Annotated in this window: 13 protein-coding genes; 11 read left to right on the top strand and 2 right to left on the bottom strand. The window is 52.5% G+C overall.

Annotated features, from left to right (window positions below):
• The first annotated feature begins 20 nt into the window (after positions 1–20).
• From HMPREF9141_RS10555 to lpxA, 3 genes are read left to right on the top strand one after another with little or no spacing between them, the layout of a single operon-like run.
• Positions 21–3,281 (top strand): efflux RND transporter permease subunit, encoded by a 3,261-nt coding sequence (locus tag HMPREF9141_RS10555; protein ID WP_007368734.1) that lies wholly within the window; start codon positions 21–23, stop codon positions 3,279–3,281.
• A gap of 16 nt (positions 3,282–3,297) precedes the next feature.
• Complete coding sequence (locus HMPREF9141_RS10550; protein ID WP_040555065.1) at positions 3,298–4,677, top strand: efflux transporter outer membrane subunit; 1,380 nt, start codon at positions 3,298–3,300, stop codon at positions 4,675–4,677.
• 24 nt (positions 4,678–4,701) lie between these two features.
• Entirely contained in the window at positions 4,702–5,484 is a 783-nt protein-coding gene (gene lpxA, locus HMPREF9141_RS10545) for an acyl-ACP--UDP-N-acetylglucosamine O-acyltransferase (protein ID WP_007368732.1), read from the top strand.
• Positions 5,485–6,294: 810 nt separating this feature from the next.
• On the opposite strand, the gene HMPREF9141_RS10540 is transcribed toward lpxA, so the two are convergent.
• Complete coding sequence (locus tag HMPREF9141_RS10540; protein ID WP_040554831.1) at positions 6,295–7,077, bottom strand: radical SAM protein; 783 nt, start codon at positions 7,075–7,077, stop codon at positions 6,295–6,297.
• A 186-nt stretch (positions 7,078–7,263) separates the two neighbouring features.
• Here HMPREF9141_RS10540 and HMPREF9141_RS10535 point away from each other — a divergent pair, with 186 nt between their 5' ends.
• The 7 genes from HMPREF9141_RS10535 to HMPREF9141_RS10505 all read left to right on the top strand — a co-directional run bounded on the left by HMPREF9141_RS10535 (position 7,264) and on the right by HMPREF9141_RS10505 (position 14,246).
• On the top strand, positions 7,264–8,142 hold the full coding sequence (locus HMPREF9141_RS10535; RefSeq protein ID WP_040554829.1) for a cell division protein FtsX: 879 nt from the start codon (positions 7,264–7,266) through the stop codon (positions 8,140–8,142).
• Between the two features lie 94 nt (positions 8,143–8,236).
• On the top strand, positions 8,237–8,482 hold the full coding sequence (locus HMPREF9141_RS10530; protein WP_007368727.1) for a DUF3098 domain-containing protein: 246 nt from the start codon (positions 8,237–8,239) through the stop codon (positions 8,480–8,482).
• Positions 8,479–9,339, top strand: coding sequence for an undecaprenyl-diphosphate phosphatase (locus HMPREF9141_RS10525; RefSeq protein WP_007368726.1), 861 nt, complete (start codon positions 8,479–8,481; stop codon positions 9,337–9,339). The genes HMPREF9141_RS10530 and HMPREF9141_RS10525 overlap by 4 nt, the downstream gene beginning before the upstream one ends.
• A 23-nt stretch (positions 9,340–9,362) precedes the next feature.
• The gene (truB, locus tag HMPREF9141_RS10520; RefSeq protein ID WP_007368725.1) at positions 9,363–10,064 is read left to right on the top strand and encodes a tRNA pseudouridine(55) synthase TruB; all 702 of its coding nucleotides are present in this window, start codon (positions 9,363–9,365) and stop codon (positions 10,062–10,064) included.
• Between the two features lie 41 nt (positions 10,065–10,105).
• Positions 10,106–11,290, top strand: coding sequence for an S-adenosylmethionine:tRNA ribosyltransferase-isomerase (locus tag HMPREF9141_RS10515; protein WP_007368724.1), 1,185 nt, complete (start codon positions 10,106–10,108; stop codon positions 11,288–11,290).
• Position 11,291: 1 nt separating this feature from the next.
• Complete coding sequence (gene folK / locus HMPREF9141_RS10510; RefSeq protein ID WP_007368723.1) at positions 11,292–11,702, top strand: 2-amino-4-hydroxy-6-hydroxymethyldihydropteridine diphosphokinase; 411 nt, start codon at positions 11,292–11,294, stop codon at positions 11,700–11,702.
• A gap of 111 nt (positions 11,703–11,813) precedes the next feature.
• Complete coding sequence (locus HMPREF9141_RS10505; protein ID WP_007368722.1) at positions 11,814–14,246, top strand: C10 family peptidase; 2,433 nt, start codon at positions 11,814–11,816, stop codon at positions 14,244–14,246.
• 295 nt (positions 14,247–14,541) lie between these two features.
• Here the strand turns inward: HMPREF9141_RS10505 and rpsO are convergent, their stop codons facing one another.
• A complete protein-coding gene (rpsO, locus tag HMPREF9141_RS10500; RefSeq protein WP_007368721.1) occupies positions 14,542–14,817 on the bottom strand; it encodes a 30S ribosomal protein S15 in 276 nt (91 codons plus the stop codon).
• Positions 14,818–15,021: 204 nt separating this feature from the next.
• On the opposite strand from rpsO, the gene typA reads away from it, so the two are divergent.
• Positions 15,022–16,824, top strand: a complete 1,803-nt coding sequence (gene typA / locus HMPREF9141_RS10495; RefSeq protein ID WP_007368720.1) for a translational GTPase TypA — start codon at positions 15,022–15,024, stop codon at positions 16,822–16,824.
• Positions 16,825–16,854: the final 30 nt, after the last annotated feature.

The following is a 16,854-nucleotide window of genomic DNA, read 5'->3' as shown; positions in this document are numbered from 1 at the left end:
GTGACTAACAACCAAGCATTATGACATTTACTAATTTTATCAAACGGCCGGTACTCTCGACGGTTATATCTATCTTCTTCGTACTTCTGGGTGCGATCGGATTGGTTTCATTGCCTATCGAGCAGTATCCGGATATTGCTCCTCCTACGATCTCTATCATGACTTCGTATCAGGGTGCCGATGCCCAGACGGTGCTGAACTCCGTCATCACGCCTTTGGAGGAAAGCATCAACGGTGTGGAGAACATGACCTACATCCAGTCTACCGCCACGAACAATGGTTCGGCCATGATCACGGTCTACTTCAAGCAGGGGACTGATCCGGACATGGCAGCCGTCAACGTGCAGAACCGAGTGTCGCAGGCACAGGCACTGTTGCCCGCCGAGGTGACGCGTGTGGGTGTCACGGTGTCCAAGCGGCAGAGTTCCAACGTGATCATGTACTCTCTGACAACGGACGACGGCCGGTATGATGATGAGTTCCTGACGAACTACAACAACATCAACATCGTGCCGATGCTCAAGCGTATCAGTGGTGTCGGTGATGTCCAGACGCCGGGTGTGAAGACTTACTCCATGCGCATCTGGCTGCGGCCGGAGAAGATGAAACAGTACGGACTGGTGCCTTCCGACGTCTCCGCAGCCCTTGCCGAGCAGAACATCGAAGCTGCCCCGGGTTCCTTCGGCGAGCAGAGCAGCCTCAAGTATGAGTACACCATGCGTTATAAGGGACGGCTGAAGACGGCTGAAGAATACGGGAACATCATCATCTCCAGCAATACCAGTGGACAGACGCTTCACCTGCGTGATGTGGCGAAGGTGGAGTTGGGCGGTCTGCAGTATTCTGTCGCAATGAAGAACAACAACCGTCCGGCGGTGATCGGTATGGTCAATCAGGTGGCCGGATCCAATGCCACGCAGATTGCCGATGACGTGAAGACGGCTCTGGCGGATGCGCAGAAGCAGATGCCGCCGGGCATGAAGGTGACGATTGAGCAGGATGTTACCGAGTTCCTCTTCGCTTCTATTGCGGAGGTAGTCCGTACATTGTTCATCACGCTGCTGCTGGTGTTCTTCGTCGTGTATGTCTTCTTGCAGGACTTCCGTTCGACGCTGATTCCTATGATTGCCGTGCCGGTGGCCCTGATCGGTACATTCTTCTTCCTCTGGGTATTCGGCTTCTCCATCAACCTGCTGACGCTCTCGGCCTTGCTTTTGGCGATTGCCATCGTGGTCGATGACGCCATCGTGGTGGTCGAGGCGGTCCATGCCAAGCTCGATCTGGGCTATAAGAGTGCCCTGACGGCCGCCATCGATGCGATGAACGAGATCTCAGGTGCGATCATCTCCATTACCCTGGTGATGTCGGCCGTGTTCGTCCCGGTATCATTCATCGGGGGGACTTCCGGTACGTTCTACCGTGAGTTCGGAGTGACGATGGCGGTGTCTATCGTCATCTCCGCCCTGAACGCCTTGACGCTTTCCCCTGCGCTCTGTGCCATCTTCCTGAAACCGCACGGCAGGGAGGCGGGAAAGAAGCTCTCGCATATCGACCGCTTCCATGCTGCCTTCAATGTCCAGTACGAGAAGGTCAACCGCAAGTATCAGAAACTGGTAGAGAAGATGATCAGCCATCGGCTCATCACCGGGCTGTCCGTGGTGGTCGGGATCATCGCACTCGTACTGACAATGACCTTCACCAAGACCGGCCTCGTGCCTGATGAAGATACCGGAACGCTGTTCGCCATGGTAAGTATGCCGCCGGGAACATCGCAGGAAGAGACGCAGAAGGTGACCGACCAGATTGACAAGATGCTGGCAAGCAACCCGTATATCGAGCGCCGCGAGCAGATCGTAGGCTACAACTTCCTCGCCGGACAGGGCTCCAACCAGTCTACGTTTATCATCAAACTGAAGCCTTTCGCCGAGCGCGAATATGGTGTGTTCGACCGCATCAAGTCTGTCTTCTCGGGTGCGGGAATCGCTGGGCTGTTCATAGACCCGGCCTCCTCCAACATGATTCTGGGCATGATCTACAAGCAGACCGCCAGCATCAAGGGGGCGCAGGTAATTGCCTTCGCACCGCCGATGATCATGGGTTACGGCGTGTCAAACGGTCTTTCTTTCTCTCTGGAAGACAGAACGGGCGGCGACCTCAACAAGTTCTTCAAGGTGACCCAGGATTATCTGGCCGCCCTGAACAAGCGTCCGGAGTTCAGCCGTGCGCTGACGACATACAATCCTAATTATCCGCAGTATATGGTCGACGTGGATGTGGCAAAGGCAAAGCAGGCCGGGACCTCTCCCGCTGCCATCCTTTCCGTCCTGCAGGGCTACTACGGCGGTCTGTATGCTTCCAACTTCAATGCGTACGGCAAACTCTACCGTGTCATGATCCAGGGGACGGTCGAGAGCCGGATGAGTGAGAGCGGACTGAGCAATATCTATGTCAGGACAGCTTCCGGGATGGCGCCTGTGAGTGAGTTCTGTACGCTGAACCGTGTCTACGGTCCCTCCAACATCACCCGTTTCAACCTCTTCACCTCAATTGCCGTCAATGCGACTCCTGCCGACGGCTACTCTTCGGGACAGGCTATCCAGGCGGTAGAGGAAGTGGCCCGGCAGGTCCTGCCGCAGGGATACAGCTACGAGTTCTCCGGTCTGACGCAATCAGAACAGCAGTCATCGAACTCTACCGCAATCATCTTCGTGCTGTGTATCGTCTTCGTCTACCTGATTCTGAGTGCTCAGTATGAAAGTTACCTCCTGCCGCTTGCGGTAATCCTCTCCATTCCGTTCGGTCTGGCGGGTGCTTTCATCTTTACGATGGTCTTCGGTCACAACAACGACATCTACATGCAGATCTCTCTGATTATGCTGATCGGTCTGTTGGCGAAGAATGCCATCCTGATCGTTGAGTTTGCCCTTGAGCGCCGCCGTACAGGCATGGCCATCAGGTATGCGGCTATCCTGGGTGCCGGAGCACGTCTCCGTCCTATCCTCATGACCTCGCTGGCCATGGTCGTCGGGCTGCTGCCGCTGATGTTTGCAAGCGGCGTAGGACATAACGGCAACCAGACGCTGGGTGCGGCCGCTGTCGGCGGTATGCTGATCGGCACGCTCTGTCAGGTCTTTGTAGTTCCGTCCCTGTTCGCCATCTTCCAGTATTTGCAGGAACGCATCAAGCCGCTTGTCTTCGATGACGAGGCGGATGCAAACGTCAGGAAGGAACTCGAACAGTATTCCAAGGGACCTGCTACCGATTATGTTGTTGAGGAATAATAAGAAAGGTATGATCATGATGAAAACGAACATATACGTCATTGCTCTTGCGGCCCTGTCCCTGACAGGCTGCAGGAGCCTCTATGGCACTTACGAGCGTCCTGACGTGAAGGTGAACGGCATTGTGCGTGACCCGGTTGACGACAAGGCGACGCTGGAGGGCACCAACGACTTCGGCAACCTGCCGTGGCGCAGTGTCTTCACTGATCCGCAGCTGCAGGTTCTTATCGAGAAGGCGCTCGATAACAACCCCGATCTGATCAACGCTGCATTGAACATAGACATCGCCGAGCAGCAGGTCAAGACCTCCAAGCTGGCTTTCCTGCCGTCGGTGGTGTTCGCACCGACAGGTACGATTTCCCATTTCGGGTCGCATGCCTCCCCGACGCAGGCTTACACCCTTCCTGTCTCTGCCAGCTGGGATGTGGATCTCTTCGGCAGGCTCCGTTCGGCGAAGAAGTCGGCACAGATGCTGCTCATCCAGATGCGCGACTATCAGGTGTCTGTGCAGACGACGCTTATCTGCAACGTCGCCAACCTCTATTACACGCTCCTGATGCTCGACCGTCAGCAGCAGATCGTCGATGACATGTCCGGCCTGACGAAGAACACGTGGGACATGATGAAGCTGCAGATGGACTACGGCCGTGCCCGTTCGACAAGCGTGCAGAGTGCCGAGGCGGCCTATTACAGCGTGCAGACGCAGGCGGCCGACATCCGCCGTCAGATCCGCGAGACGGAGAATGCGCTCAGCCTGCTTCTCGGCGAACCGGCACAGGGCATCGCCCGCGGCAGCCTGGACCGTCAGCATCTGCCGTCCAGCTTCTCCGGCGGTATCGGGGTACAGCTCTTGAGCAACCGCGCCGATGTCCATGCCAACGAGATGGCGCTGGCGCAGTGCTTCTATAACGTTCAGGAGGCGCGGAGCCGTTTCTATCCGGCATTGAACATATCACCTACGGGGGCCTGGACCAACAGCAACGGGATGGTGAACCCGGGCAAGCTGCTGCTGAGTGTCGTGGGGAGTCTCACACAGCCTGTCTTCATGCGCGGACAGCTGAAGGCCGGCCTGCGTGTGGCGCAGGACAAGTACAGGCAGGTTTACAACACCTGGCAGAACAGTATTCTCAAAGCCGGGTCGGAAGTCAGCAATGCCCTGGTCGCTTACAATTCGGCGCATGAGAAGGAACAGCTTCAGGAGCAGCAGATCGGTGTGCTGAAGAAGAACGTCGACGATACCCGACTGCTGTATGCCCAAAGTTCAAGCACCTATCTGGAGGTCATCACCGCCCAGCGGAGTCTGCTCAATGCCGAGATCTCACAGGTCAAGGAGCAGTTTACAAAGCTGCAGGCGATCGTAAACCTTTACAATGCACTTGGCGGCGGATCCAAGTAATTCATCATTAATAAAATCAAGATTATGAGTAGCGTAATCAGTCCAAAGGCCGAGGTTTCTCCGAGAGCAAAGATCGGAGACGGCTGCAAGATATTCCCGTTCGTATACATAGAGGACGATGTCGTCATCGGCGACAACTGCATCGTCTTTCCCTTTGTAAGCATTCTGAACGGTACGCGCATGGGAAACGGGAACAGGGTTCACCAGGGTTCTGTGCTGGCCGCCCTGCCGCAGGATTTCAACTTCGTAGGCGAGAAGAGCGAACTTGTCCTGGGCGACAACAATGTCATCCGTGAGAATGTTGTCATCAACCGTGCCACCCACCGCGGCTGTAAAACCGTCCTCGGTTCAAACAATTTCCTGATGGAAGGAGCGCATATCAGCCACGACGCTGTTGTCGGCGACCATTGCGTCTTCGGCTATGGTGCTAAGATCGCAGGAGACTGCCGGATCGGTACGGGTGCGATCATCTCCTCGAACGTCGTCGAGCAGGCGAACACCCGTGTGGGACAGTATGCGGTGGTACAGGCCGGTACGACCTTCTCCAAGGACGTTCCGCCGTATATCATTGCGGGCGGAAGTCCGGTAGAGTACCATGGCGTGAATCCTACTATCGGCGATGCGGCCGGGGTCGAGGCGAAGGTGCGGAAGCACATTGCCAATGCCTACCGGCTGCTGTTCCATGGCCAGACCTCCGTGTTTGATGCCTGCATCCAGATAGACCAGCAGGTGCCCGATTCTGCCGAAATCCGCAGCATCGTAGACTTCGTGCGTGGGACAGAGGAGGGAATCATCAGCAAGATATAAGAGCCATGCCTTATAAACAGTCAAAGAAAGCTGACCGAAAGGCCGGCTTTTTTTGTCGGGCGCAAGGGTGTCGCCTGGCCGGTCTCCGTGTCCCGGTGAAGGCTTGTCGGGCGGCGGACCGTCTCCCTCCCCATTCTCTTTGCCGGCCCTTCCCGTCTGTTTCCTTTCCTCTTCGTCTCTTTCATGCAGGTTATGCCTGGGAGGGACTTCCCCGCCCATCGCAGGAATCGGTCTGCTTCATGGGACGGCCGTACTGATTGGAGCAGGGGGTATGTGGGGGCTGCATGGTGAGAAATATGTTTACATTTCTTTATGTCCCAGCCCTCATTTGTCCGTGCCATGATACGTGTCAGGAATGTAAGAAACAGCACCCTGTGGAGGAATCGGGCACTCCCTGTGTTCTAACTAACGCCCGTCAGCATTGCAACCAACGCCTGATAACCTGTCAAGTGACGCTTGTTTGCAACGCAACTAAGCACCTCTTGCTTTCCATTGTGTATATACTTGATAAATAAGTGGTTACAATCTTTAAAATAACATGGTTTCCTCCTCTCCTGCATCGTTCTTCTCCATCAGTGGGTGAGAGGTGTCCTCACGCTTCCAAGGTGTAAACAGGGTGGTAATAATTCAGGACAAAACAAAGCGTTTTATCCTCCTTTCCTCATTTCGTCAGCTGTTTCTGCTGAGCATGGAGAGGATAAGGCGTGCCCGGCATCTGGCAGGGTGCGGCACGGAAGATCCGGCGGCGGAAAGTGTGAAGACATCCCCGGTAAGGCGGACGTTTCTGCCGGTCCGGACAGCCGGTCTTCCTCAATAGGATGCCGTACAGGGAATGCCCAATGCGATGACACGGTCGCGGATGGCATTCAGCTCTTCGGGAGCTGCCTTGCGGAGAAACTGGTCGGGAGTCTCACGGTCGATGGTGTAGATCATGACTTCCCGGGGGGCAATCTCCCTGACAGCCTCAAGCCATGGAGCGACGAAGGCCTCCGAGGTGTTGTCGACATCGGTTCCGTCCTCGGTCGTCCCCTTCAGGAACATGGTCTGGACGATCGCCTGTCCTTTGAAGGCCTTTATGCCGGCGATGATTCGGTTCACGTCGTAAGAGGGCTGTGCAGGACGGTCCACCTTGTTTATATAGGCCGGGTCGATGGTGTCGAGTTTCAGGATGTTGTTGTCTACCTTTGACAGTGCCTCGTGTATCTTCGGGCGATGGATAAAGGTAGAGTTGCTGAGGACGGAGATCTTGGCCTTCGGGCAGTACTCGTCGCGCAGACGGATGGTGTCGTCGATGATTTCGGCGAAGTGGGGGTGTGAAGTCGGTTCGCCGTTGCCGGCAAAGGTCAGCACGTCAGGGTGTACGTTCTGCCGCTGCATCTCTTTCAGCTTGGCTTCCAGGGCGCGGGCGACGGCCTCCCGGGAGGGGTGGGGCGTCTTTGTCCGGTGGTCTTTGTTGAAACCGCACTCACAGTAGATGCAGTCGAAGGTGCATATCTTTCCGTCTGCAGGCATCAGATTGATGCCTAACGAGATGCCCAGCCGGCGGCTGTGGACAGGGCCGAAGACGGGGGAAGGGTAGATGATCGTGCTCATTTTTCTGAATTGTTTGAGGCCCGTGTCGTAGGGCGTGTGTGCAAAGATAAGACAAATTAACCACACCTGTCGGATGGGAGGATGGAAATGTGTTGGCAAGTCTAAATAAACTATAAAATCTTTTGCCATTCTTTTATTTTGCAGTATCTTTGCATCAATTTCGGTGTATTATACCCTTTTTCGGAAATGGCAAAAAGAAGAAACAAAGCCCGCAGTCATCACAGTCTGCAGGTTGTTACGCTGTGTATCAGTACGGCAATGGTACTGATGCTGATTGGTATGGTCGTGCTGACAGGCTTCACCAGTCGCAATCTCAGCTCTTATGTAAAGGAGAATCTCACCATCACGATGATTCTCCAGCCCGATATGAGTACGGAGGAGAGCGCAGCACTCTGTCAGCGTGTGCGTACGCTGCATTATATCAACAGTCTCAACTTCGTCAGCAAGGAGCAGGCCTTGAAGGAGGGCACACGGGAGCTGGGAGCCAATCCGGCCGAGTTTGCCGGCGAAAATCCGTTCACCGGAGAGATCGAGGTGCAGTTGAAGGCCAACTATGCCAACAATGACTCCATCCGGAATATTGTCCAGGAGCTGCGTACCTATCGTGGTGTGAGTGACATCACTTATCCCCAGAGCCTGGTAGAAAGCGTCAACCACACGCTGGGCAAAATCAGTCTGGTGCTGCTGGTGATAGCCGTGCTGCTGACGGTCGTCTCCTTCTCTTTGATCAACAATACGATCCGGTTGAGTATCTATGCGCGCCGCTTCTCCATCCACACGATGAAACTCGTCGGTGCTTCCTGGAACTTCATCCGTGCACCGTTTCTGCGGCGTGCCGTGCTGGAGGGACTGGTTTCCGCCCTGCTGGCCATTGTCGTGCTGGGCATCGGAGTCTGTTTCCTCTACGATTATGAACCGGACATCACGAAAATGCTGTCGTGGGAGGCACTGGTCATCACGGCGGTCGTCATGGTGGCCTTCGGCGTGCTCATCGCCGTTTTCTGCTCGTGGCTGTCGGTAAACAGGTTCCTGCGTATGAAGGCGGGCGACCTGTATAAAATCTGAACCATAAGTAAAAAGGAAAAAAGAAAAAGGAAAAAGTAAAAGGGTGAAAAAGTAAAAATGCCGCCCCTCATCACCTGTCATCGCCTAAGAAAATATGGACAAAAGAAATTTAGCTTTCGGAAAAGCCAACTTCATTCTGTTGGCAGTCGGGGTCTTCATCGTCGTCATCGGGTTCATCCTCATGAGCGGCGGTTCCTCGACAGAGACCGTGTTTGACCCGAGCATCTTCAGCGCACAGCGCATCAAGGTCGCTCCGGTCGTGACTTTCATCGGGTTTGTCTCTATTATCGGTGCAATACTCTATCAGCCGAAAGAGGCTAAAGACGCGGAGGCAGAATGACGCTCTTACAGACTATCATCATCTCCATCGTCGAAGGGCTGACCGAGTTCCTCCCAGTGTCTTCTACGGGGCACATGATCATTACGCAGAATCTTATGGGGGTTCCGCAGGGCGACTCCTTTGTCCATGCTTTCACTTTCATTATCCAGTTCGGTGCCATCCTTTCAGTGGTATGCCTGTACTGGAGGCGGTTCTTCCGGATTGACCGTACACCTGCCCCGGCCGACTGTCGGTCTCCTTTCCTCAGGATGATCCATCCTGTACGGTTTTACTGGCTGCTCTTTGTCGGCGTGCTTCCGGCCGTGGTCATCGGGATGGCTGCAAAGAAGAGCGGTCTGCTCGACTGGCTGCTCGACTCCGTATGGGTAGTCGCCGTGATGCTTGTCGCAGGCGGTGTGTTCATGCTTTTCTGTGACGACATCTTCGACAAAGGGCGGGAAGAGAACGAGGTGAATGAGAAGCGCGCCTTCAATATCGGTCTGTTCCAGTGCCTGTCGGTCATTCCCGGCACGAGCCGTTCGATGGCGACCATCGTAGGCGGCATGGCGAACGGACTGACACGCAGGCGTGCGGCGGAGTTCTCTTTCTTTCTGGCGGTTCCTACAATGGCCGGTGCGACACTGCTGGACCTGCTGGACCTGCTGAAGGAGGACGGTTCATGGGCTACGGCACATAACCTGGCGATGCTGGCAGTAGGGTGCATCGTGTCTTTTGTCGTCGCCCTGCTGGCGATGAAGTGGTTTGTGAACTTCCTGGCAAAGTACGGTTTCAAATGGTTCGGCTGGTACCGCATCATCGTCGGTGCCGTCATCCTTGTGATGCTGCTCTCCGGTGCGTCTTTGAACATGGTTGACTGATTCCCATCTACAATAACATTCTGATGAACTTCAAAGAAGGGGTGATTATCCCCATTGACAAGCCCTATGGGATTACGAGCTTCAAGGCTCTGGCACACATACGCTACCTTTGCACACAGGCGAACGACGGGAAAGTGAAAATCGGCCATGCCGGTACATTGGATCCTCTGGCGACAGGCGTACTCATCCTTGCAACAGGCAGGATGACCAAGCAGATAGAGACCTTGCAGGCGCACACGAAGGAATATACGGCGACATTCCAGCTAGGTGCGACCACACCCAGCTATGACATGGAGCATGAAGTGAACGGGACTTTCCCGACGGAGCACATCACCCGGGAACTGATAGATGCGACACTGGCACGGTTCGTGGGTGACATCGAGCAGATCCCCCCGACGTACAGTGCTGTAAAAGTGGATGGGAAACGTGCTTTCGACTACCGCAGGAACGGTGAGGATGTGGTGTTGAAGCCCAAGCATATCCACATTGACAAGATAGAGGTCCTGCACTTTGATGCGGAGAAAATGCAGCTGACAGTCCGTGTTGTCTGCGGCAAGGGAACCTATATCCGGGCGCTGGCACGCGACTTCGGGCGTGCACTGGACAGCGGGGCATACCTTACGGCATTGCGTCGCACACGTGTCGGAGACGTGCAGGTGGAGAACTGCATCAGCTATGAACGGTTTGAAAGCTGGCTCCGGCAGCAGACAATAGAGAAAATGTAAAACTCCCCAGAACATAACAATAAACACCTCGTTATAGAAATATGAAGCTTTCACAGTTTAAGTTCAACCTGCCGAAAGAGCAGGTAGCCCTGTATCCTCATTCTTCTGACCGTGTGCTCACACGCAGCGACGGCAGCACGCAGACCTTTACGGTCACGCGCCGGGACGAAGGCCGTCTGATGATACTCCACCGTAAGTCGGGCAGGATTGATATGTTCAAAGGGGATGTCAAAGGTGAGCCGAAAGAAGAAGACTTCATCCGGTTCAAGGATGTTCTCGATTATTTCGATGAGGGTGATGCCTTTATTTTCAATGATACCAAGGTGTTCCCCGCCCGCCTGTATGGAACGAAAGAGAAGACGGATGCCAAGATCGAAGTGTTCCTGCTCCGTGAGCTGAACCAGGAGATGCGGCTCTGGGACGTGCTGGTAGAGCCCGCACGCAAAATCCGTATCGGCAACAAGCTCTTCTTTGATGAGTCGGGAACGATGGTGGCGGAAGTCATCGACAACACGACCTCCCGTGGCCGTACGCTACGGTTCCTCTACGACTGTCCGCACGATGAGTTCAAGCGCGAGCTGTATGCGCTGGGAGAAGCGCCGCTGCCGCGTTACATCATTGACAACCGTCCGAAGGAGAAGGGAGCGGAGTTCGCTCATGCGTCGGCTGATGACATGGAGAATTTCCAGTCGGTCTTTGCGAAGAATGAGGGCGCCGTCTCCGCACCGGGTACCAACATCCATTTCTCGGAACAGATGATGAAGATGATGGACATCCGTGGAATCAAAAAGGCCTTCATCACGCTGCATTGCGGCCTGGGTACTTTCCATGACATCGAGGTGGAAGACCTGACGAAACACAAGATGGATTCCGAGGAGATGCACATCAATGCCGATGCCTGTCGCATTGCAAACGGTGCCAAGCAGGCAGGACATCATCTCTGTGCCGTCGGTGCGAGTGTCGTAAAAGCCACGGAGACGGCTGTCGGTACGGACGGAATGATGAAGGAGTATGACGGATGGACGAATGAGTTTATCTTTCCGCCTTATAATTTCGGCTTTGCCGATTCCATGCTGGTCAACTTCTACCACCCTTATTCTACCCTGTTGATGGAGACCGCCGCCTTCGGAGGTTACGAGCTTGTGATGGAGGCGTACGACAAGGCGGTGAAGAACGGTTATATGTTCGGCTGTTTCGGCGACTCTCTGTTGATTCTCGACGATTAGTATGCATACTGTTTACTTAGCCCTCGGTACGAACCTCGGCAACAGAAGGGCAATCATGCGTGAGGCGATAGACCAGATCGGAAAGAAGATTGGCACTGTCCTGCGCCAGTCTTCTTTTTATGAGACGGAACCTTGGGGATTCGAGAGCCCCAACCGCTTCCTCAATGCCTGTGTATGTGTCTCAACTCCGCTCGCTCCCCGTCAGCTGCTCGAGACATCACAGGCGATAGAACGGGAAATGGGCAGGACAAAGAAGACTGTCAATGCACAATACACCGACCGTATCATTGACGTGGACATCCTGCTTTATGACAAGCTAAGTACCCATGAACCAGACCTTATCATTCCCCACCCGCTCATGCTGGAACGTGAATTTGTAATGACCCCATTAAAAGAAATATGGGAAGAATAACTTATCTACACAAAGAGAAGCAGACGTGGCCTGTTTTTTAATCCCCCCCAAATTCCTACAAACTGATTTTAATATAACGAATCAATAGATTCGGCTGATAGATATAGACAAATGAAGAAGATATTTTTAGCACTGACTTTGTTTGCAGACATCCTTTTCGTTAACGCCAACCCGATTACGAAAGAACAGGCCTTAAAGATTGCATCCAAATATATCAACCATCCGAAACTTGCAGTCAACACACCCCGGACACGCTTGTCAGAAACGCATGAACAGCCTGCATATTATCTGTTTACAAATCCTGACGATAAGAAATTCGTCATCATATCAGGCGAAAACAGGCTGAATGAAGTTGTTGCTTACGGAGATTGTAAGTCGGACAATGTCAACAGTCAGTCACCTTACGTCACCCAATTCTTAAAAGACTATGAACGCATAGTGAAAGCTGTGCGCGCCAATGTTCTACAAGTACCTCAGACACAGGGTCCGATCAAGCGGAGAGTAGAGCCATTACTCACTTGCAAGTGGAGTCAATACTACCCTTTCAATAAATACACACCGGTTATCAGCAGCCAAACAACACCTACCGGATGCGTTGCAACAGCTACCGCACAGTTAATGTTCTATCATAAGTGGCCCCAGAATCGCCCAATCGACTATGTATCAACTACGGGAGATGAAGCAAGGAAAAGCACAGCTTATTGGTGGAATGACATGAAAAATACCGTTGCGGAGATGCGCTCAGAGCGTTCAGCACAGGCAGTCGGTGTCTTGATGCGTGATGTTGGCAAAGCTGTCAGGATGAGATACTATCACAAAGGAAGCGACTCTAATCTGCAATACGCCTGCAATGCCCTTCGGCACACATTCGATTATACAGTGAAGTTCCTTGATAAAGACTTCCTGCCTGCAAACGAGTTCCACAATGAGGTAGTGAAAGAAATATCTGAAGGGTATCCTCTTTTAGTTGCAGGAGGCAACCACGCTTTTGTTTTTGACGGCTATGATGAACGAGGATATATTCACATCAACTGGGGTTGGGCAGGTGAATACGATGGATATTTCGATATCAACACTGTCTATCTGAATGTTCAAGGATATGGGTTAACAGGTTCTTTCTGGGATGAAATGCAGGTCTTGTGTGTCCATCCAAACAACGGGAAAGCCACTCCTTTACCAGACATACCACGGGGATTAGACGCTCGGGCAACCACGACTTTTTCAATTGACAAAACAAAAGGGACAAGAACTGATACCTTTACTGCCGAGATTAAAAAATTAGGAACATATAGTTCCGTTAAGGGCGAGCTGGGAGTATTTACAGGAAGGGTAGGCCTTGCACTGTATGATGGCTGTGACAAGCTGGTAAAGGTCTATCAGACAACAGGTACAGACCATGTTTGGGCATCCATCTTTACTTCCATGTCATTCGATGTAAACAACTTTAACTTCGACGGAGTTCCTAATGGAAACTATCGTTTAGTACCTGTTTACTCAGAGATGCTCGATACACAGACCGAGGAGCATGGGGAATGGACACGTGTCAACCATACCAATGAGATGCAAGTACAGCTGACAGACAACGAAGTGAATGTCGAAACAGATAATCCAAAGGACATCGTTGTGATGGAGAAGGCGCCAAGTCTGCTTGCCCCGTTCTATTTTGACTCTGGAAATTACGCAGCTTTCAGTTTCACCCTGTACAACCCCGGACGAGAAGAAGTGCGCGGCGACTTGGTGATGACACTTAGAAATACCGCGACAAACGAGGAGCTCAATGGCTTTCTACTCACTCCAAATATTGTGGCACAGCGACTGGGAAACACTTCTTTTGCCATCAATATGCTTCCACAATACTATAATTCCGGAAGAGTCGGTGCCTTGGAAGTAGGAACCTACAAAGTAACCTTTTCTATAAGAGCCACTCGCAATGGATCGGACGTGCTGATTCCTGTTACAATGAAGCAACCTTTCGAGATAGAAGTGCTGCCACATAATGATGAAGGTACAATTGAATTTAATTATGTTGACTTCTTGGCGGATGGTAAGGACGCAAACTATACAACCTTTGAACTCAACAAAACAAAAGAGATAGGCCTGCAAGTCCATTCAAGAGTCAGTGGATACCGGATCAGAAATGGGTATCGCGGCCCCATCTACTATCGTCTGCTCGATCTGACAAACAGCAGATGGATTGATTTGGGCGCTGTCAACAACGTATACCTGCCTTGTGATGCTGCAAATAATGCCCCCCAGACACGTATCACCTTCCCTGCATCTAAGTTAGAAGCCAATCACACTTACGAAGTACACATAGATATCGAACGGAAAGGAAAACGTCAGGATGTGTGGAATACGCTTGCAATGCGTCATGTCTTTTATACTGTCAACGAGTTGGGACCTGCAGGAATAGACTGCTCAAAGAGTGATGTTAAAACCTCAGATGTCATCTTCTCTCTACAAGGTGTGCGGCTTCATCAGTCATGGAAAGATCTCCCAAAGGGGATTTATATCATCAATGGGAAGAAAGCAATAAAGAGATAAAGAGGGCATCCAGAGCCCGGAATGATAAAGCCTATCCGCTATGAGGGAAAGCTTTACACCTCTCACAATATAAGTTCATTTTTCTCTTGCTGTCATTTTCATTCCTCGTAAGCATTCTGTCAATCATCAATTTATATGATTACGAGGAGTGACGGAAGTGGCAGGAAAAAACGTTTGAAGAAAATGACAATGTACCCCGGATGCAAGATGATGTATAGAATAAAAAGGTAGGAGAGAGAAGCCTAAAGGAAATCGCTTCATCTCTTCTACCTTTTATTTTTGCTGTCGGCAGATCTTACTTGCGGAGACCCAGTGCCTTGACAATAGCACGGTAACGGTTGACGTCACGATCGTAGAGATAGTCGAGCAGTGCGCGACGCTTGCCTACGAGCTGCGTCAGTGAGCGTGTAGTAACATAGTCCTTGCGGTGCTTCTTTACATGCTCGGTCAGGTGCTTGATACGATAAGTGAAGAGTGCGATCTGGCTCTCAGCAGAACCCGTATCTGTCGTGTTCTGTTCCTTACTGTACTGTGCGAAGATCTCTTCTTTCTTAGCTTTGTCCAAATACATGATTTTGTTTTGATTAATACGTTTCGCAATTACATCTTTCCGTCGTTAGCCGCCTTAATCACAACGGGTTACGACTTCAAATGCATCGGACTCTCCGAAAATGCTGTGCAAAGTTACAACTTTTTATTGGAACGACAAGCGATTTCCATTTTTTATTCGTAATTTTGCAGCGTAATTTAGCGAACGCTTTTTTAAGGTAAATCAATGCAAGATATTCGTAACATCGCAGTTATTGCGCACGTTGACCACGGCAAAACGACTTTGGTTGACAAGATGATGCTCGCTGGTAAACTCTTCCGTGACGGACAGGACAACAGCGGTGAAGTTCTCGACTCTAACGATCTGGAGCGCGAACGAGGGATAACAATTCTGAGCAAGAACGTAAGTATCAACTGGAAAGGAGTCAAAATCAATATTCTCGATACGCCGGGACACTCCGACTTCGGCGGTGAAGTAGAGCGTGTGCTGAACATGGCAGACGGCTGCCTGCTGCTGGTAGACGCTTTTGAAGGGCCGATGCCGCAGACGCGCTTCGTGCTGCAGAAGGCTTTGCAGCTCGGACTGAAACCGGTGGTTGTCATCAACAAGGTTGACAAGCCCAACTGCCGGCCGGAAGAAGTCTATGAGATGGTGTTCGACCTGATGTGCGACCTCAATGCCACGGAAGAACAGCTGGACTTCCCTGTTGTCTACGGTTCGGCCAAGAACGGCTGGATGGGGGCAGACTGGAAGAAGCCGACGGACAACATCGAATACCTGCTCGACCTTATCCTTGAGGCCATCCCTGCACCGAAGCAGCTGGAGGGAACGCCGCAGATGCTGATCACCTCTCTGGATTATTCAAGCTATACAGGACGCATCGCCGTAGGCCGTGTACACCGGGGGACTTTGAAAGACGGACAGAACATCACGATCTGCCATCGTGACGGTACGCAGGAACGCACGAAGATCAAGGAACTCCACACTTTCGAGGGAATGGGGCACAAGAAGACAGACCATGTGGATTCCGGTGACATCTGCGCCGTAATCGGTCTGGAGAAGTTTGAAATCGGTGATACCATAGCCGACTTCGACAATCCGGAGCCGTTGCCGCCGATTGCGGTGGATGAGCCTACCATGAGCATGCTCTTCACCATCAACGACTCTCCTTTCTTCGGCAAGGAGGGAAAGTTCTGCACATCGCGCCATATCAGCGACCGTCTGAACAAGGAATTGGAGAAGAATCTTGCCCTGCGTGTCCGCCCTGTAGAAGGCTCCATGGACAAGTGGATTGTCAGCGGGCGCGGTGTGCTCCACCTCTCCGTCCTCGTCGAGACCATGCGCCGTGAGGGCTACGAGCTGCAGGTAGGGCAGCCGCAGGTCATCTACAAGGAAATCGACGGACAGAAATGCGAGCCTGTCGAGGAACTGACCATCAATGTGCCGACGGACTTCTCAAGCAAGATGATCGACATGGTGACACGCCGCAAGGGCGACCTGCTCGGCATGGATGCCGAAGGCGACCGTGTGAACATCACCTTCGAGATTCCGTCACGCGGCATCATCGGCCTGCGTACCAACGTGCTGACGGCCAGTCAGGGCGAGGCGATCATGGCACACCGCTTCAAGAACTACCAGCCGTTCAAGGGCGAGATAGTCCGCCGCACCAACGGTTCGATGATTGCCCTTGAAAACGGTACGGCCTATGCCTACGCCATCGACAAGCTGCAGGACCGGGGCAAGTTCTTCATCGATGCAGGTGAAGAGGTCTATGGCGGACAGGTCGTCGGCGAACACGTCCACGACAATGACCTCGTCATCAACGTCACCAAGGCCAAGCAGCTGACCAATGTCCGTGCTTCCGGATCAGACGAGAAGGCGCGGGTTATCCCCAAGACGGAAATGAGTCTGGAGGAGTGTCTGGAGTATATCAAGGGCGACGAGTATGTCGAAGTGACCCCGAAGAACATCCGTATGCGCAAGATTATACTCGACCATCTGGAGCGCAAGCGTCAGAACAAAGATTAAGTCTTGTTACAATTATAGGTCAGAAGGCGG

Origin of the sequence: Prevotella multiformis DSM 16608, from assembly GCF_000191065.1 — a bacterium.
Taxonomy (GTDB): Bacteria; Bacteroidota; Bacteroidia; order Bacteroidales; family Bacteroidaceae; genus Prevotella; species Prevotella multiformis.
This window is presented reverse-complemented; position numbering and strand designations above follow the sequence as displayed.